This is a genomic window from Corallococcus sp. Z5C101001, from assembly GCF_007352635.1.
Classification (GTDB): domain Bacteria; phylum Myxococcota; class Myxococcia; order Myxococcales; family Myxococcaceae; genus Corallococcus; species Corallococcus silvisoli.
The window spans coordinates 379,426-397,261 of sequence record NZ_VKLU01000010.1 but is presented as its reverse complement, the minus strand read 5'-3'; the positions used below and the strand labels follow the sequence as shown (position 1 = coordinate 397,261).

At 71.4% G+C, this 17,836-nt stretch carries 11 protein-coding genes; 5 read left to right on the top strand and 6 right to left on the bottom strand.

What is annotated here, in order from left to right; genetic code table 11:
• Window positions 1-104: 104 nt before the first annotated feature.
• Entirely contained in the window at window positions 105-2,675 is a 2,571-nt protein-coding gene (locus FOF48_RS23975; protein WP_143905089.1) for an AAA family ATPase, read from the top strand.
• On the top strand, window positions 2,672-3,619 hold the full coding sequence (locus FOF48_RS23970) for a Rossmann-like and DUF2520 domain-containing protein (protein WP_255442595.1): 948 nt from the start codon (window positions 2,672-2,674) through the stop codon (window positions 3,617-3,619). Before FOF48_RS23975 ends, FOF48_RS23970 begins: the two co-directional genes overlap by 4 nt.
• Window positions 3,620-3,665: 46 nt before the next feature.
• Here the strand turns inward: FOF48_RS23970 and FOF48_RS23965 are convergent, their stop codons facing one another.
• Window positions 3,666-4,988, bottom strand: coding sequence for a hypothetical protein (locus tag FOF48_RS23965; protein ID WP_143905087.1), 1,323 nt, complete (start codon window positions 4,986-4,988; stop codon window positions 3,666-3,668).
• 218 nt (window positions 4,989-5,206) lie between these two features.
• On the opposite strand from FOF48_RS23965, the gene FOF48_RS23960 reads away from it, so the two are divergent.
• Entirely contained in the window at window positions 5,207-8,386 is a 3,180-nt protein-coding gene (locus FOF48_RS23960) for a hypothetical protein (RefSeq protein ID WP_255442590.1), read from the top strand.
• On the opposite strand, the gene nadD is transcribed toward FOF48_RS23960, so the two are convergent.
• The 5 genes from nadD to FOF48_RS23935 form a co-directional block, all read right to left on the bottom strand.
• Entirely contained in the window at window positions 8,383-8,955 is a 573-nt protein-coding gene (gene nadD, locus FOF48_RS23955) for a nicotinate (nicotinamide) nucleotide adenylyltransferase (protein ID WP_143905085.1), read from the bottom strand. The two genes, FOF48_RS23960 and nadD, sit on opposite strands and share 4 nt — an antisense overlap.
• Window positions 8,956-8,965: 10 nt before the next feature.
• Window positions 8,966-9,640 carry a hypothetical protein gene (locus FOF48_RS23950; RefSeq protein WP_143905084.1) on the bottom strand — a complete coding sequence of 225 codons (675 nt, stop codon included), beginning with the start codon at window positions 9,638-9,640 and terminating at the stop codon, window positions 8,966-8,968.
• Between the two features lie 7 nt (window positions 9,641-9,647).
• On the bottom strand, window positions 9,648-10,838 hold the full coding sequence (locus tag FOF48_RS23945; protein WP_143905083.1) for an exo-beta-N-acetylmuramidase NamZ domain-containing protein: 1,191 nt from the start codon (window positions 10,836-10,838) through the stop codon (window positions 9,648-9,650).
• Window positions 10,839-10,880: 42 nt separating this feature from the next.
• The gene (locus FOF48_RS23940) at window positions 10,881-12,206 is read right to left on the bottom strand and encodes an adenylate/guanylate cyclase domain-containing protein (RefSeq protein ID WP_143905082.1); all 1,326 of its coding nucleotides are present in this window, start codon (window positions 12,204-12,206) and stop codon (window positions 10,881-10,883) included.
• Between the two features lie 67 nt (window positions 12,207-12,273).
• Complete coding sequence (locus FOF48_RS23935; RefSeq protein ID WP_143905081.1) at window positions 12,274-13,002, bottom strand: lipopolysaccharide assembly protein LapB; 729 nt, start codon at window positions 13,000-13,002, stop codon at window positions 12,274-12,276.
• A gap of 75 nt (window positions 13,003-13,077) precedes the next feature.
• Between FOF48_RS23935 and FOF48_RS23930 the strand changes: the two genes are divergently transcribed.
• Window positions 13,078-15,483 (top strand): endonuclease MutS2, encoded by a 2,406-nt coding sequence (locus FOF48_RS23930; protein ID WP_143905131.1) that lies wholly within the window; start codon window positions 13,078-13,080, stop codon window positions 15,481-15,483.
• 74 nt (window positions 15,484-15,557) lie between these two features.
• Window positions 15,558-17,762, top strand: a complete 2,205-nt coding sequence (locus FOF48_RS23925; protein ID WP_143905080.1) for a putative metal-binding motif-containing protein — start codon at window positions 15,558-15,560, stop codon at window positions 17,760-17,762.
• Window positions 17,763-17,836 lie beyond the last annotated feature (74 nt).

Sequence of the window (17,836 nt, the reverse complement as noted above, 5' to 3'; positions counted from 1 at the left end):
GTTTATCGCGCCTTGCACCCATCCTGTAGCGGTCTGTAGCCTAAATTTTGCGGTGGGGCGCCGGACGGTGTATTCCGCTCGGCTGCACGCTTGCCGGAGCATGAATGGTCGACAGCACGGATCTCGCCCAGGTTCTCCATGAGGCGCATGACATCGCCCGCAGCGTCGCCCAGAAGCCCACGTCGGCCCATGTGCTGCTCGCGCTCTTCACGGTGGAGAACCGCGCCCAGCTCCTCCTGAAGGAGAAGGGGGTGGACGAGGACGCGCTGCTGCAGCTCATCACGGAGGCCCCCGCGGAGACGGGCAACGTGGTGCAGGAGTTGACCGCGCGCGCACGGGAGCTGGCCAGCACCTTCCGTGCGGGCGAGGCGGACTGCCTGCATCTGCTCATCGCCATCATCCGCAAGCGCTGCGCCGCGAGCGACCTGCTGGGGCGGACGGGGCTGGACCTCATCTCCCTGTCCAACACGGCCCTCGCCTACTCCACGAGCGGCGGGCTGCCGCGGAGGCTCCAGCCCGGCTATGGCCAGGCGGTGGCCACGCGCGCCCCGGTGAGCCGCCCGGTGGGCGCGCCGCCGTCGCCCCTCCCCTCCTCCACGTTCGCGCTGAGCGTGCCGCGCCCGGCGCCCGTGGCGACGCCCCCGGTGACGGTGCCGCCGCCGGCCGCGCGCATGACGCCCGCGCTGTCGCCGCGCGACCTCATCGACGTGGACGAGGACCTGAATGCGCCGGAGGCCCCCTCCGAGCCTGAAGTCCCGCCGATGCCCCGGATGGCGCCGCCCGCCCCCGCGGCCCCGGTCGCCCGAGCGGTGCCGCCCCCCGCCACGCCGCCCGCGCCCGTGGCCCGGCCCGCGGCGCCGCCCCCCGCGCAAGCCAAGGGACAGGGCCTGGCGCTGGATCCCAAGGCGTATCCGATGCTCACGTCGCTGGGGCGCAACCTCAGCCAGGCGGCGCGAGAGGGGAAGCTGGACCCGGTGGTGGGCCGCGCGCGCGAGGTCGAGGAGGTCATCGACATCCTGGGCAAGCGCCGCACCAACAACCCGTGCCTCCTGGGCGAGCCCGGCGTGGGCAAGACGGCGGTGGTGGAGGGCGTGGCGCAGCGGCTGCTGGGCCTCCGGGGGACGCTGGCGGAGAAGATCCTCGTCGAGCTGGACATGGCCACGCTGGTGGCGGGCACGCAGCTGCGCGGCTCCTTCTCCGAGAAGCTCAACGCCCTGAAGGACGAGGTGCGGCGGGCCGAGGGCCGCGTGGTGGTGTTCATCGATGAGATCCACACGCTGGTGGGCGCGGGCTCCACGGGCGACGGGCCGCAGGACGCGGCCAACGAGCTGAAGACGGCGATGGCGCGCGGCGAGTTCCCCTGCATCGGGGCGACGACGCATGACGAGTACCGCAAGTTCATCGCCGCGGATCCCGCGCTGGAGCGCCGCTTCACGGCGGTGGTGGTGAACGAGCCGTCGGTGCCGGAGACGGTGCAGATCCTCCAGGGCATCATCGGGCGCTACGAGGAGCACCACGCGCTGCGCTACCTGCCGGAGGCGCTGGAGGCGGCCGCGTCACTGGCGAGCCGCTACGTGACGGACCGGTTCATGCCGGACAAGGCCATCAGCGTGGTGGACCTGGCGGGCAGCCGCTGCCACCGCGAGGGCAAGCACCGGGTGGACGCGGCGGATGTGGCGCGCGTGGTGGCGAAGCTGGCGGGCGTGCCGGAAGAGCGCCTGTTGATGAACGACTCCGCGCGGCTGCTCCGGCTGGAGAATGACCTCGCGGAGCGCGTGATTGGGCACGCGGACGCGGTGGGCCGCATCGCGCGGGTCATCCGCCGCAACTACGCGGGCTTCAGTTCGCGCCGGCCCATGGGCAGCTTCCTCTTCCTGGGCCCCACGGGCGTGGGCAAGACGGAGATGGCGCGGGCGCTGGCGGAGGTGCTGTTCGGCAACCGGGACGCGCTGGTGCGGCTGGACATGAGCGAGATGTCCGAGTCCCACGGTGTGTCGCGCCTCATTGGTTCGCCCGCGGGCTACGTGGGCTTCGGCGAGGGTGGTCAGCTCACGGAGCCGGTGCGCCGGCGGCCGTCGTCCGTGGTGGTGCTGGACGAGATCGAGAAGGCGCACCGCGAGGTGCAGATGCTGCTGCTCCAGGTCCTGGAGGAGGGCCGGCTGACGGACGGCAAGGGCCGGCACATCGACTTCTCCAACACGGTCATCGTGATGACCACGAACCTGGGCGCGGAGGCGTTCTCGCGCACGGGCCGAGCGGTGGGCTTCGGCGCTGCGGATGCGGCGGCGGGGAACGCGCTGGACCTGGCGGCGGACACGGCCCGCAAGGCGCTGCCCCCGGAGCTGTGGAACCGCATCGACGAGCGGCTGCCGTTCCGTCCTCTGGCGGAGCAGGAGGTGGCGAAGATCGCCACGCTCATCCTGGCGGAGAGCAGCAAGCGGCTCGCGACGGAGCGCGGCATCGTCTACACGGCGGGCACGGACGTGGTGGGCCACCTGCTGAAGTCCGGCGGTTTCGACCCGCTGCTGGGCGCGCGGCCGATGCGCCAGGTGGTCCAGCGGCTGGTGGAAGGCCCCCTGGCGGAGCGCATCCTCTCCGGCGAGTTTGGCGCGGGTGACCGCGTGCGCATCGCCGTGCAGGCCGGACAGCTTCAGTTCGCTCGGGACGCCGCCTGACGGCGGCGCGGCGAGGCCGGGGCGCACCGAGCGGGGGCAAGCGCTCCGTACCGCGCTCGAAGGGGGCTCCGCGCAGCGAGTCCAGGCGGAGCACTCCGGCTTCGCCCGCGAAGGCGCGGCGTGCCCGGGTCGTCATCGTCGGCGCGGGACGTCTGGGCGGCGCGCTCGCCCTGGCGCTCCAGGCGAAGCGCTGGCCCGTGCGCGTGTACTCGCGCGACGACGCGGGCCGGGAGCGCACTCGGACCCTGGGGCTGAAGCCCGCGACCCTGGCGGACCTGGAGAAGGCCCGCGTCTGCGTGCTGTGCGTTCCGGACGCGGTGGTGCCCTCCGTCTCCCAGGCGCTGTCCCAGGGGCTGCCGCGCTCGGTGGCGCTGGTGCACACCGCGGGCGCCCTGCCCCTCTCCGCCCTCGAGACACAGCGAGGCCGAGCGGTGGGCTCCTTCCACCCGCTCTGCGCCGTGTCCTCCGCGCGGGATTCGCTCGCGGGCCACACGGCCGCCATCAGCACGCGCTCCCCTGCCCTGCGCGCCCTGCTCCAGCGCATGGCGGAGGACGTGGGCTTCGCGATGTTCGACGTCCCGGAGCGACACCGGGCCGCCTACCACGCGGGCGCGGTGCTCAGCGCCGGTGGACTCGTGGCGCTGGCGGACGCGGCGGTGGGCGCGCTGGGCGCCGCGGGAATCGAACCAGAGGCGGCATTGAAGGCGCTGCTGCCCCTGATGCGCTCAGCCCTCCGAGGCATCGAGGCGCGCGGCCTCTCAGGCGGACTCACCGGCCCCATCGTCCGGGGCGACGCGGGCGTCGTGGCGGCGCACCTGGCGGCGCTGCCCGCGGACATCGCTCCGCTCTACGCACGGCTCTCGCGGCGGGCCCTGCGGCTCGCGGCGGACCGACTGCGTCCGGAGCCGCGCGCCGCGCTGGAAGCCCTGCTCGAAGAGCAGTGACGGCGCGCGTCCCGGGGGACCCCGGACGCGCGCCCCTCCCACCCGACTAGGTGAGGATGATGCGCGGGCTCTGGAGGGCGCGGCGCACGATGGCCAGGGCCTGCTCGGACGCGGCCTCGGCCTCGGTGAGGCGGCGCAGGCAGACGTCGCCCGGCACCGACACGGAGCGCTTCAGGTCCGCCAGCAGCGTCAGCGCCGCCTGGAGCATCTCCTTGCCCTGCGGGGACTCCGCGGCCGGCTGGCCCGCCGCCTGGGCCACGTGCGCGGTGAAGCGCTGCACCGCGTCCATGGTCGCGTTCGGGTCGTACTTCTCCAGCAGCGGCTTCAGCCGGTCCGGGTTGATGCGGATGAGGCGCAGCGCGCCGACCTTCTGGAAGGCCGGGTGCACCAGGCCGATCTCCGACATCTCGAACGCGCCCAGCAGCCCCTCATCCGGCGCGCGGTGCGAGTGCGGCACCACGTCCACGAAGAGCGCCAGCGGATCCGCGCCCTGCTTGAACGCCTCCAGCTCCTCGTCGTCCAGCGGCGGGAAGCTCGCGGGCGTGCCGATGAAGAGCAGCGGCAGCACCACGTCGTGCCAGAACTCCTCCGGCGCGGAGCCCGTGCCCCCCACCGTGGCCACCAGGTGCGTCATCAGCTCCGCGAGCCGGGGCGCGCGCTCGGCCTGCTCCGCCAGCGTCTTGCCCTGCTCCATGCGCTGCAGCGACGTGACGATCTGCCCCTCGAACTGCTGGCGCGCTTCCGGCGGCAGCGGCGGCTGGGTGCGGCCCAGCGCGTCACGCACGTCGCGGGCGAGCGCGTCCGTCTTCGACTCCAGCGTCTGCTTCGCCTTGGCCGAATCCACCACGATGAACTGGAGGAAGCCCGGGTCGAACAGGCGCTGGTAGTCCTGCGGCGCCAGCTGCTGCGGCTGCCCGCCCAGGGCCTGCGCGGGGTTGGTGCCAAAGCGCACCTGCCCCAGCGAACGGCGGATGTCGCTGGCCAGGTCGTCCAGGCGCGTCAACTTGCCCTGCGCCAGCGCGTCCATCACCGCCCCGAACGGGGACAGCATGATGATCGCCTGGGGGAAGCCCAGCGAGGCGCCCTCGGGCGAGTCCCGGTTGGGGAACCAGAATGCCTGGTGCTCCGTGATGAGACGCAGCGCGAAGCCACCCGCGAGCCCCAACGCCGCGCCCTGGTGGTTCGGGTTGTTCGGGTCGAACTTGCCGCCCAGCAGCTGGATGACCGACTTCTCCACGTCCGCCCACGGCGCCTTCACCAGGTCGACCGGCTTGCCTTCGGCCTTCTCCAGCGCGGCGGCGATCTGGAGCTGCGCGTTGTGGACATGCTGCGGGACGGGAAGCGCCTGGGGCTCGGCGGGTTCGGACATGTGAAAGGTTCCTGTGAGAAAGCGACGCGATCCCTTACCGTGAAAATCGCGTTCGTGACTACGAATTGTGGTCGGTAGGATGCTCCGCCATGTCAGCCTCTCGCGGGCCTGCCCGCCAGCCCGCCATCCTCGCTTGTCTCCTCCTGCTGACATCCGGGTGTGCTTTCGTCGCACCCCGTTTTCCGCAAAACGTCCAGGCCTCGTTCGCCCGCGACGAGATGCACAAGCTGACGACCCGGTCGATGGAGCTGTACTACCCGGTCCACCTGCGCACGACGGCGCTGCGGGTGGCGGCCCGGATGGAGTCCTGCGTGGACCGGCTGCGCTCCGACGCGTGGAGCCAGACCGAGCGCAAGCGGGTCCTCGTCTACCTGACGAGCGCGGACTTCAACAACGCGTACGTCCAGTCGGAGTTCGCCAGCACGCCGCAGCAGATGGTGCTGCCGCAGCACATGACGCTGGAGCAGTTCAACCTCCTGGGGTTGGGTGAGACGGACATCGGCGACGTCGCATGTCACGAGTCCGTCCACTACGTGCAGATGCAGCAGGTGGGCGGGGTGTGGAGCGCGCTCAACCTGGTGACGGGCGGCCTCTTCCAGCCCAACATCTTCACCGAGTCCTGGTTCCTGGAAGGCCTGGCCACCTACTACGAGGGCCGGCTGGGCAAGGCCACCGGCAGGCCCCACAGCCCGGTGTGGCGCGGCTGGTGGGAAGGGGCGGTGCAGGCCAAGCGCGGCGAGCTCAACGCGGGCTACCTGTCTCCGGAGAACCGCGCGCTGGATCCGTTTGGCGGCAACTACCTGAGCGGCATGCACTTCGTGGAGTATCTGGCCCGGACATACGGCGAGAAGCGCCTGTGGAAGCTGGTGGACGAACAGGGCAGCTCGCTCTTCCCGCCCATCGCGGTGACGCTGCGGTTCAAGCGCGTATACGGCAAGGACATCGGGTCGCTGTTCAGCGAGTACGAGGAGAGCCTCCAGAAGAACCTCCAGGTGCGGGAGCGCCCCGCGACGCAAGCGGTGCTCGTGCCGGACGCGGGCTACTTCGCGAGGCTCGCGGCCAACCCCCAGGACGGCAGCACGGCGCTGCTGAGCGTGGGGCGCGAACAGATCACCCGGCTCACCGTGCGCGACCGCGACGGGCGCGAGCGCTTCAGCCGCGCGCTGGTGCAGCTGTTCCCAGGGCGCCGGTGGGTGGTGGCCAGCCCCTCGCTCGTCAGCGGCATGACGTTCAGCCGCGACGGCGCGTGGCTGTACCTGGTCAGCGCGGACGTGGACTCGGTGGGCAGCTACACGGCGAAGCTGTGGCGGGTGGACGCGCGCACCGGTGACGTCGTGCGGCTGTGGGACGGGCTGGAGGGCATGGGCGGCGATGTCACCGAGGACGGCCGGGGCTACGTGTTCGTGGAGGTGCGCGGCGACGTGGCGAACCTCGTGCGGCTGGACCTGGAGTCCGGCCAGCGCGAGCGGCTGACGGACTTCCGGGCGCACACGGCCTTGGGCCCCCCCGCGTCCTCGCCGGATGGCGGGCAGTGGGTGTTCCCGATGGAGGGCACGGAGGGCTGGGACCTGGTGCTGCGCGAGCCGGACGGCTCCCTGCGCTGGCTCACGCGCGACGGGCTCTTCAACTACTCGCCCCGGTGGCTGGACGCGGACCACCTGGCCTTCCTGCGCGAGTCCGAGGGCCGGCTCCAGGTCCACGTGATGACCGTGTCCACCCGGCGCATCGAGCGCGTCACCGACGCACCCCACCTGACGCTGGACGTGGCGTCCGTGGGAGGGGACTCGGTGGTCTTCCTCAACCGCGACGGCACGAGCTTCACCGTGGATCGCGCGCCCCTCACCGAGGCCCTGGCCGCGTTGCGCGCGCCGCCCGTCACGGCCGTCGCGGCGACGGGGACACCGGGTGCCGACTCCGCCTCCGTGAGGCCCGTCTCCCCTCCCCTCGATGCGGCCCTCTCCGCTCCAGGCGACTCCGTCGCGGGTGCGCCTGTCGGCATGGCTTCCGGAACAGGCGCGCGGGCAGCCATCGCCAACGCGGACGCGGGAGCACCGGGGGCGGTGCCACCGGAAGCGACGTCATCGCCCTCCAGCCCGTATGCGCAGGGCACGGCCTCTCCGCCTCCGGACGCGCAGGACGACTTCGCCACCTTCCCCGGTCAGCCCCCGGCTCCGGCGGATGCCTCCACTCAGGGTCCGCAGGTCGCGACTCCCATCCCGGAGCCGGTCGCGCCACCTCCGCTCCCGGTGGATCCCGCCCACGATCTGGAAGCCCCCGTGGCTTCCCCGCCCAGCGCCTCCCGCGAGGTGGAGGTCCTTTCGGACAAGCCCTACTCGCCGCTGGAGGGCTTCTTCATCCCGAACTACCGGGTGCCCTATTTCTACACGGTCCCCAACGACGTCGATAACGAGGACCCGTACCTCGCGGCGGGCGTCTCCATCGCGGGCCAGGACCGGCTGGGCTTCCACGCCTACGCCCTGACGCTCACCTACGACACGAAGGAGAAACAGCCCAGCGTGTCGTTCGCCTACGGCAACGCGCAGCTCTCGCCCTTCTACATCCAGGTCTCCGCGGCGCGGCTCCGCGAGTCGGACCGCACCGACCTTCAGGCCACGGCGTTCGCCACGCGCGCCTTCTGGACGACGCCCGTGTCGTTCGGCCTGCTCGCGCTGGACCGCCGGTTCGACGCGACGGATCGCCGTCCGGCCATCACCACGCGTCTGATTGGCCCGGAGGTCGCGGCCTCGTACTTCGCGGGCGAGGGCACCTCCTACGGCGGCACGCAGCGCGGCCTGGGGTTGTCCGTGAGCGGGGGCCTCTTCCCGCAGGCCTTCGCGGGCGATGCCACCGTGGGCGACGTACGGCTGGGCGTGGATGGCTACCTGGGAGGTCTGCCCTTCACCGGCAAGGACAACCTCATGCTCTCCGTCACGGGGCGCGCCCTCCCCGGAGCACCCGACGGGCTGCTGGAGGTGGGCGGGCTGCTCCCGGGACAGGCCTTCTTCATCAACCGCGACAGCACGAGCGACGGCGGCCTCCCCCTGCGCCTCCAGCCGGGCCTCGCCTTCAGCGAATACCTGCGCGGTTACGAGGACCACACCTTCCGCGCGCGCAACGTGCTCATCGCCAACGCGCGCTACCGGTACCGCTTCATCATCGACTACGGCTGGGCCTCCACGCTGTGGGTCCTGCCGTCCCTCTTCATCAGCCAGTTCGAGCTGGAAGGCTTCGGCGCCATCGCGCGCACGGACAACCGGGCCAACCACGGAGCCGTGGGCGGCTCGGCCACGCTGCGGCTCACCATGGGCCAGGCGTACGCGCTCGCCTTCTTCTACCAGTACGCGCACCGCTTCGAGAGCGGCTTCGGCGACCTGCACATCGTGGGCATGACCTTCTAGTCCGCCTGGGCGCGAGGGACGCGCAGGCCGAACAGGCCCGCCTCGCGCGCCACCGCGAGCACCGCGGACGGCACCAGCTCCGACGGCTCGATGCCGCGCGCCAGCTGCTCCCGCACCTGCGTGGAGGACACCTCCGCCAGCGGCGGCCCCACCGTGTCCGGCGCCGGGTAGCCCGCGCGGTAGAGCACCAGCACCCGCGCCATCCGCTGGATGCGGTCGAAGTCCTTCCAGTGCGGCAGGTCCCTCAGGATGTCGCTGCCGATGATCAGCGAGAACTGGATGTCCGGGTGGCGCTCCACCAGGAACGCCAGCGTGTCCACCGTGCGCCCGCCACCGCCCACCTCGCGCTCCACCAGGCTCGTCTGGAGCCAGCCAGACGTCTCCTGGCACAGCGCGTCGCACATGCGCACGCGCTGCTCGAAGGACTCCAGCTGCTTGCCGAACGGATGGTGGAACGTGGGCATCAGCCACACCGCGTCCACGCCCTGCGTCGCATGGACGTAGGAGGCCGCCATCAGGTGGCCCACGTGCGGCGGGTTGAACGAGCCTCCGAGCAGCGCGACCTTCACGGCGGGCCTCTTATTTGACGGTGAGCTTCGTCGAGCGCGAATCGACCTGGATCACCCGGGGCGGCAGCACCAGGTGTCCATCCAAGCGGAACGCGGAGAAGCTCAGGTTGCGATCCACCTTCTCCAGCAGGCCGCACGTCTGCTCCGCGGCCCCCACCAGCCGGCCTGGCGTGACGAAGTAGCGCGGACCAATCTGCACCACCGCGGGGTCCGGCTCCTTGCCGTGGATGAACACCAGCGCGTTGAGCAGGTCGTCGCGCACCAGGTCGTTCTTGTCGTGCACCACGCAGCAGAGCGTGTCCCCCACCAGGTCCATGGCCTTGTTCGCCACGGTGGGGTCCCGGTAGGCCAGCGAGTCGCGCTCCGGCACGCGCACGAAGCGCTCCATCACCAGCCGCCGGTCATCCTCCGACGCCAGGTCCGCGGGGGCTTCGCGGGTCACGGGCGTGCGCGGACGGCCCTCCTGGGGCGCCACCAGCCACTGGGTGACGTCCGCCAGGAAGTCCGCGTCGGAGTACTCGCGTCCCCCCCGGCTCTTCTGCCTGCGCCACAGCACCCACTCATCCAGGTCCGTGTAGCGCGCGCCGGTGAAGAGGAAGCGCCGGGCGCCCTTCGCCCGCAACAGCTCATAGGCCGCGTCGAAGGCGCCCAGGTCGCCGTGCGTATCGGAGAAGACGCCAATCACGTGGAGGTCACCGGCCCGGAGCGTACAGCAGGGCGGGCTCGCGGTGCTTGCGGAAGGCCTCCGTCTGCACCTCGAAGCCCTCCAGCATCCGCTCCAGGCTCCACCCCTGCTCGATGCCCCGGCGCACCTGGTCCGTGCCGCACAGCAGGTCGAACGCGGGCACGTCCTCCACGAACTCGTACGCGTCCGCCCGCCAGTCGAAGTGCCCCGGCCCGATGTCGTGCAGCGCCTGGAAGATGGCGATGCCGGTGCGCAGCGGCTGGAACGCGCGCCGGTCCGTGACGTGGATGAACGCCCCGCTGCACGACTGCCCCTGGTACTTGTCGAACGTGGGGGTGAAGCCCACGGGCCGGAAGGCCACGCCCGGCAGGCGCTCCCGCTCCAAGCGGGCCAGGAGCTTGTCGGTGTCCACCCACGGCGCGCCGAACTGCTCGAAGGGGCGGCAGGTGCCGCGGCCCTCCGACACGTTGGTGCCCTCGCCCAGGCACATGCCCGGGTACACGAGCGCCGTGTCCGCGGTGGGCATGTTGGGCGACGGCGGCAGGAACGGCAGGCCCGTGTCGCTCCAGTGCATGTCGCGCGTCCAGCCCTCGCACGGCACCACCGTCAGCTCACAGCCGAAGCCCTCCTGCGCGTTGAACAGCCGCGCCAGCTCCCCCGCCGTCATGCCGTGGCGGTTGGGCAACGCGTACAGTCCCACGAAGGAGCGGAAGCGATCCCCCACGAGGTTGCCCTCCAGCGACACCCCATCCAGCGGGTTGGGCCGGTCCAGCACGTAGAACGGCACGCGGGCCTGGGCGGCGGCCTTCATCGCCAGCGCCATCGTGTAGACGTAGGTGTAGTAGCGGCTGCCCACGTCCTGGATGTCGAACACCAGCGCGTCCAGCCCCTTCAGCCACTCCTGGCGCGGGGAGAGCGACTCGAAGGTGGAGCCGTAGAGGCTGTGCACGGGGACGCCCGTCCTGCGGTCGCGCGCCTCGTCCACGGCCACCATGTACTGGGCCTCGCCCCGGATGCCGTGCTCCGGCCCGAAGAGCGCCGCCAGCGTCACGCCCTCCGTCCCCGCCAGCAGGTCCGCCAGGTGGCGGAAGCGCGAGTCCACGCTGGTGGGGTTGACGATGGCGCCCACGCGCTTGCCCTTGAGAGCGGAGAAGCCCTGCGCGGCCCACACATCCAGTCCCGTCTTCACCTTCGTCACGTTCGCTCGCCTCTCCCCGTGGCCCACGACATGCGCGGGAGGTCAGTTCGCGGCCAGGCGCTTGAGCGCGCTCGTGGCCGCCTTCTTCGAGTCACAGGTGCTCAGGCCCAGGATGCCGCTGGAGCTCCCGTCGTTCGGACCGCCGTCGTCCGCCAGCGACTCCAGCGCCCTGCGAGCCGCCTCCAGGCGCAGGCTGGCCACGACCTCCGCCGCGGACGAGCGCACGCCGCACTGCTCGTGCTTCAGCAGGGAGATGAGCCGGGACGTCGAGTCCCCGTTGCTCACGTCCTTGCGCAGCGCCTGGGAGTAGAAGCTCATCGCGCCGCCCCAGTTGCCCTGCGCCTCCTCCAGCCGGCCGCTGAGATACAGGCGCTGGGCCGGATCCTTCTCGTCCTTGATGAGCCGCCGCGCCTCGCCCACGCGGGTGGACTTCTCCGCGCCGGATGTGCCCTCCACCGCGCGGATGGCGCGCAGGGTCGCGCCGTCCCCGGCCGCGAGCAGCCACACGCCCACCAGCACCAGGACCAGCGCCGCGCTCACCGCCCACCCGGCCACCGTCGACGACAGCTTCGAAGTGATGGCGGGCGGCAGCCGGGCGTACATGCGAGACCAGAGCGCATCCGTCGCGGAGCGCGCCTGCTTCCCCAGCACCGTGGCCCGCTGCCCCACCGCCACCGCGCCCATCGCCGCCCGCTGCCCCACCGCCACCGCGCCCACCGCCGCGCGCTGCCCCAGGGCGCCCAGGTCCAGCCCCGGGTCGGCCACGCGCGACAGGGCCAGGTTGCCGAACGGCGGCATCGCGGACTCGTCCACGGGCGACACCACCGCGTCCGGCGAGGGGGCCTCCACCCGGTAGGGCGCGCGCGGCACGCGGAAGACGCGGATCTTCCCCGGGATGCCCTTGAGCTCGAAGGCGCCCACCTCCTGCGATGGCACCTCCGCCTTGTTCATGGAGAGGTAGACGGCCTCCGTGAAGAAGACCTCGCCCGCGTCGGTGATGCCCTCCACGCGGGCCGCGATGTTCACCGGCTCGCCGAAGATGTCGTTGTTCTCCACCCGCACCTCGCCCACGTTGACGGCGACGCGCACGTGGATCTGGTCCTGCTCCAGCAGCGCCCGGTTGTGGTGCCAGAGGCGATCCTGGATGGCGATGCCGCTGAGCACCGCCTGGGTGGGCGATTCGAAGGTGACGAGGAACGCGTCGCCAATGGATTTGATGATGCGTCCACCGAAGGCCCGGAACAGCGGCGCGAGCAACGCCTCATGCACCTGGAGCAGCCGCTGGTTCTCCTCCAGCGTCTGCCGACTGGTGCGTTCGGTGAAGCCCTTGATGTCGGTGAAGACGATGGCGAGGTTGGCGGTCTTCAAGGCCGGCGCAGTGTATGCAGCGCGTCGCGCGAAGCAATCGCTCCCGACCGCGCCTTCCCGCTCGCTGTCAACGCTTCGAAGGTTTGAGCACCCGCATGGAGCGCTTCTCCGGCGCGGCGAGCTGGGCCCTCACCTTCGCGGCGAGCTGGGGCCTGGCCGTCCGGTCGTAGAAGGCCGCCAGGGTCCTCAGGACACCCGGGCTGTCGGGCTGGGCGTCGCGCGCGGCCAGGAACTCCCGCTCCGCGTCCAGCGTCCGCCCCTGCTTCTCCAGCACCGCCGCCAGCTGCATGCGCACCTGCACCCACGCGGGCCGGGACTTGGACAGCGGGCGGTAGTGCAGCTCCGCCTTGAGCCAGTCCCCGGCCTGGGCCCAGAGCCCCGCGAGCCGGAAGCGCGCGTCGTCGTAGGACGGGCGCAGCTCCACCGCCTTCTCATAGGCACGGATGGCGTCGAAGGTGGCCCCCCGCTCCTCCAGGAGCTGGCCGCGGAGGAACTGGACCCGGGGGTTGTCCGGGGCCTCGCGCAGGGCCGCATCCAGATGGACCCCGGCGCGCTCCAGCTCCGGGGCGCTGCCTCCCTTGAGCAGCAGCCGCGCGGCCTCCATCCGAGGCAGCTCCCACCGGGGCTGGGTGAGCACCAGCCGCTCCAGGGCGGCCAGGGCCCCGGCGTCATTCCCCGCGGACTCCAGGGCGAGTGCGTCCGCCAGCGGGCTGGGGGCCGCCTGCGCCGTCAGGACCGGAGGAGACGGTGCGTCGGAGGCGCCCGCCAGCAACGCCACCACGAGAACCCACATCATGGATGGCAGATAGCAGAGCCAGGTGGGGCACCTCAATACTTCCCCTTGACGGGCACCCGGCCTCGCATGAAACCCATGATCGTGCAGATTTCCCAAAGGACGTTGGAAGACCTTGGTTACTCGGAAGTGCTCCGCGCGCTGACGCAGCGCTGCCGCACGGAGCCAGGCAAGGAGCGAGTGCTCGCCCGCCCCTTCCACGACACCGAGGCGGAAGTGGCCGAAGCGCTGGCGCTCGTGGACGAGGCGCGCTTCCTGTCACAGCAGCAGTTCTCCCTGCCCCTGGGCGGCGTGACGGACCTGCGCACCGCGGTAGGCCACGCCGAGAAGGGCGGCGTGCTGGAGCCCCGGCAGCTCATCGACGCGGCCCAGCTGCTCTTCGCCTTCGCGCGCACCCGCGAGGCGCTGGACGAGCGCAAGGAGCGAGTCCCCCGGCTGGTGGAGATCTCCAAGCGCCTGCCCTTCCTGGAGGCGATGGCGCGCCGGTTGGATCAGTGCTTCGAGCCGGACGGGGAGATCTCCGACCGCGCGAGCCCCGAGCTGAAGGAGGCGCGCGACCGGGCCCGCGGCCTGCACCGGCGCATCAAGACGCGCCTGGACGAGCTGCTCCACGACGAGTCCTTCACCCCCAAGCTGCGCGAGAACTACTACACGCTGCGCAACGGGCGGTACGTGGTGCCGGTGGTGTCCAACTACCGCTCGGAGGTGGACGGAATCGTCCACAACGCCAGCCAGACGGGGCAGACGCTCTTCATGGAGCCCCAGGCGATGGTGGGGCTGGGCAACGACCTGGCCATCGCGCAGTCGGAGGTCGCGGAGGAGGAGCTCAAGGTGCTCCAGGAGCTGAGCAAGCTCGTGGGCCGCGAGTCCTCGCGCATCCTGGAGGGCCTGGAGGCGGTCGCGGAGCTGGACGAGGTGGAGGCCATCGCCATCCTCTCCGCGGACCTGGACGCCACGACGCCCACGTTCGTGGACGTGAAGGAGCTGCAGCTGCGCGCGCTGCGCCACCCGCGCCTGGTGCTCAAGGGCTCGGAGGTGGTGTCCAACGACGTGACGCTCACCGACAGCGCCCGGGCCCTGGTGGTCTCCGGCCCCAACGCGGGCGGAAAGACGGTGACGCTGACGGGCGTGGGCCTGTGCGCGCTGATGCTGCGCGCGGGGCTGCCCATCCCGGTGGGCGAAGGGTCGCGGATGCCGCTGTACCGCTCCGTGCATTCGACCGTGGGTGACACGCAGGACCTGACGCAGGGCCTGTCCTCGTTCAGCGGCCACGTCACCCTGCTGCGCGACATCCTGGCGGTGGTGGGCGCGGACTCGCTGGTGCTCATCGACGAGATCGCCGCGGACACCGATCCGCGCGAGGGCGCGGCCATCGCCATCGCGGTGCTGGAAGAGCTGCTGGGCAAGGGGGCGTACGTCCTGGTGACGACGCACCTGGAGGAGCTCAAGGCCCTGGCGCACATGGATCCGCGCTTCCTCAACGCGCGGGTGGGCTTCGACTCCAAGCGGATGGCGCCCACGTACCGGCTGCAGATGGGCGCCGCCGGCCAGTCGTCCGCCATCGACGTGGCGGCGCGGGTGGGCCTGCCCTCGAACGTGTGCGAGCGCGCGCGGGAGCTATCGCTCAACGCGGGCGGTCCCCTCACCAAGGCGCTGGCGGCGGCGGAGGATGACCGGCGCAAGCTCTACGAGGAGCTGGAGAAGGCGCGGCTCGCGGCGAAGGAAGCGGAGGCGCTGCGGGCGGACCTGGAGAAGCAGAAGGTCGCCTTCGAGCGCGAGCGCAAGGGCCGGATGATGCAGTTCAACGAGGACGTGCACCTGGCCAGCGAGCACGCCGCCCAGGAGGTGCGCGACCTGCTCGTGAAGCTGCGCTCGGAGCAGAGCGAGAAGGCGCTCTCCGAGGCCCGCCTGCAGCTCCAGCAGCGCGCGGAGGAGGCGCAGAAGCGCGCGGCGGCGGCCAAGGCGGAGCTGTTCCAGGTGGAGGCCCCGGGGCCCGCGAACCTCAAGGTGGGTGCGTGGGTGCACCACTCCGGCCTGGGCCGGGACGTGGAGATCCTGGAGCTGACCGAGGGCCAGGCGGTGGTGTCCGCGGGCGGCGCGCTGAAGATGCGGGTGCCCACGACGGAGCTGTCCGGCTCGCGCACCCGCAAGCCGCAGCAGACGAAGTTCCCGGAGCAGCGGAAGGGCGAGGCGGCCCTGAAGCGCGCGGCCTCCGCGGCCCCCGCCCAGGTGGACGCCACGAACTTCCGCTGCGACGTGCGCGGCATGCGCGCCGACGACGCGCTGGCGGAGCTGGAGACGTTCCTGGACCAGGGCCTGCGCAAGGGCGAGGAGGCCGCGCTCATCATCCACGGCCACGGCACCGGCGCCCTCAAGCAGGCCATCCGAGACCACCTGGCCGCGTCGCCCTACATCCGCATGTTCCGCCCGGGTGAAAGCCACGAGGGTGGAGACGGCGTCACCGTGGTGTCCCTGCGCGGCTGATGCCACGGGATGGAGGCGGGGTCTGGACGGCCCCCCTCCCTCCTTTCGAGCCGGGTTGAGTACAGTGCGGCGCCATGTATCGGCTCTGCCTGCTGGGATGTGTGGTGCTGCTGGCTTCCTGCGGGGAGAAGGCTCCCGACGAGGGAGCGATCCGCGTGGCCGTGGCGTACGGCTCGTTCAAACCCGCGTGCGTGCGCGTGGAGGTGAAGGACGCGAACGGCCACCAGGACGGGACGGACATCCCCTCCACCCAGTTCAAGAACGCCGACAAGCCCGAGATCCTGGTCGCGGTGCGCCGCAAGCCGGAGTGGGACACCGCCCTGAGCGTGACGGTGTCGTCGTACGCGGAGGCCGCCGGGAACCGGTGCACGGGCGACGCGGTGGAGGGCCACACCAGCGGCTCGCCCGTGGTCGTGCCCGCGAAGGCGTTCGCCCGCTGGGACGTCCGGCTCGCCGCGGAGGACGCGGACCAGGACGGCCACCTCGTGGGTGCCATGTGGGACCGGGAGCCGGACTGCGACGACTCGAACGCGGCCATCCATCCGGGCGCCGTCGAGACCTGTAGCTCCACCGTCGACCTCAACTGCAATCAACGCGTGGGCTGCCAGGAGGCCAACTGCGGGGGCTCGCTGTGCGACGACGGCAATGCGTGCACGACGGGGGATCACTGCGAGGGAGTAGGCCTCGCGGCGAAGTGCATGCCGTCCAGCACGGTGTCGTGCCCCCAGCCGAGCGGAGTCTGCGACGCGCGACAGGAGTGCAAGCCCGCCACGGGGCGGTGCGAGGCCGTCGAGTCGACCGAGGGCAGGCCGTGTGACGACGACAACGGGTGCACGAACAACGACCTGTGCGGGAACGACGGGGCATGCCGTGGCACTCCGCGGACGTGCGAGTCCGCCGAACAGTGCAAGGAGACTCAGGGCACCTGTGAGCCGGCCACCGGGCTCTGCTCTTTCGCTCCCCTTCCGAATACGGCCTCTTGCCAGGACGGGCTGACGTGCACCACTCCCGACCTCTGCGACGGACAAGGCCACTGCGTGGGCACGCCCACGGCCTGTATTCCGTCTCCGTGCTACCGGGTCAAGCAGGTGTGCACGACGAGCGCTGAGTGCGCTTACGAGGTGGACGTCAACGCGGCGTGCACCACCTCCGGGGGTGTCCCGGGTGTGTGCCTGGCGACCGCCGAGTGCAGCCCGTTCCCCTACCGGCCCCTCAACTTCGACCCGAATGCCATCGCGGCCGCGGACATTGGTGAGCTCAAGACCAGTGGGAACGTGACGTTCGACACCACCGACTCCAGTTGGACTCCCGCCAGCTCCGTCCCGACCCGGGCCACGCTCAAGATCGTGACGCTGCAGCAAGGTGCTGGAAATCCGCCTGCCCTGCTCATCCCGGTGCGCACCCTCGAGCTGAATGGGACACTGCAGATCAAGGGCCCCCTGCCCGTCATCCTGGCCGTCTACGGCGACGCGACCGTGAGCCAGTCCATCCTCGCCACGGGCAGCATCCTGAATGGAAACGCGGAGTGTGGTGCGTCCGCTGGCGGCGCTGGCACCTTCGGAGGAAAGACGGGCGGAGGCGGAGGTGGGGCGGCCAATGGCACCACGGGCGTCGAAGGCGGCAGGGGCTATAACAACGGCCAGAGCCAGGGCCTCGGGGGCGCCAGCCGCTCCGCGCTGGCGGAACCGCTGCTGGGCGGCTGCCCGGGTGGCAATGGCGGAGGCGCGACGCCCCAGCCGGAGGCAGGCAAGGGCGGAGCTGGCGGCGGTGCCATCCAACTCTCGGTCGCACGCACCCTGACCATCTCCAAGGTCATCTCCACCAGCGGTGACGGCGGTACGGGTGGCAAGGCGGGCGGCAGTAAGGGCGGTGGCGGTGGAGGCGGCGGCAGCGGTGGCCGTGTGGTGTTGGAAGCCTTCCAGCTGTCGCTCACCTCCGCGGCTCGCATCACCGCCAATGGCGGCGGCGGTGGAAAGGCGGGCACCAGTAACAACAATGCCGGCAGCAACGGAGCCAATGGATCGCAGGACACGGCCGCTCCCGCCGGTGGAGGTACACAGGGAAACACGACGGGAGGCGAGGGCGGCGGCGGCGGTGCGTTGTCAGCCGCGCCTGGCCGAGGTGTCGACGGGATCAAGGATTTCGCAAGCACCGAGGGCGGCGGCGGTGGAGGTGGCGGCAGCGTGGGCTACATACACCTGCGCAGCGTCAAGAATTGCACGCAGGAAACAGGCGCCATCCTCAGCCCCAACGCCACGGGAGGCTGTGTCACCCCCTGAACAAGGTGTCTCGCATGCCACTCCATGCGAGCAAACATGCCCAGGAGGAATGACAGGAAATCAATAACAAACAA

Coding starts and splice junctions, on each gene's coding strand:
- FOF48_RS23960 (WP_255442590.1), top strand. CDS start 5,207: ATGCACAAGCTGACGACCCGGTCGATGGAGCTGTACTACCCGGTCCAC.
- FOF48_RS23925 (WP_143905080.1), top strand. CDS start 15,558: ATGTATCGGCTCTGCCTGCTGGGATGTGTGGTGCTGCTGGCTTCCTGC.
- FOF48_RS23965 (WP_143905087.1), bottom strand. CDS start 4,988: ATGTCCGAACCCGCCGAGCCCCAGGCGCTTCCCGTCCCGCAGCATGTC.
- FOF48_RS23975 (WP_143905089.1), top strand. CDS start 105: ATGGTCGACAGCACGGATCTCGCCCAGGTTCTCCATGAGGCGCATGAC.
- FOF48_RS23930 (WP_143905131.1), top strand. CDS start 13,078: ATGATCGTGCAGATTTCCCAAAGGACGTTGGAAGACCTTGGTTACTCG.
- FOF48_RS23935 (WP_143905081.1), bottom strand. CDS start 13,002: ATGATGTGGGTTCTCGTGGTGGCGTTGCTGGCGGGCGCCTCCGACGCA.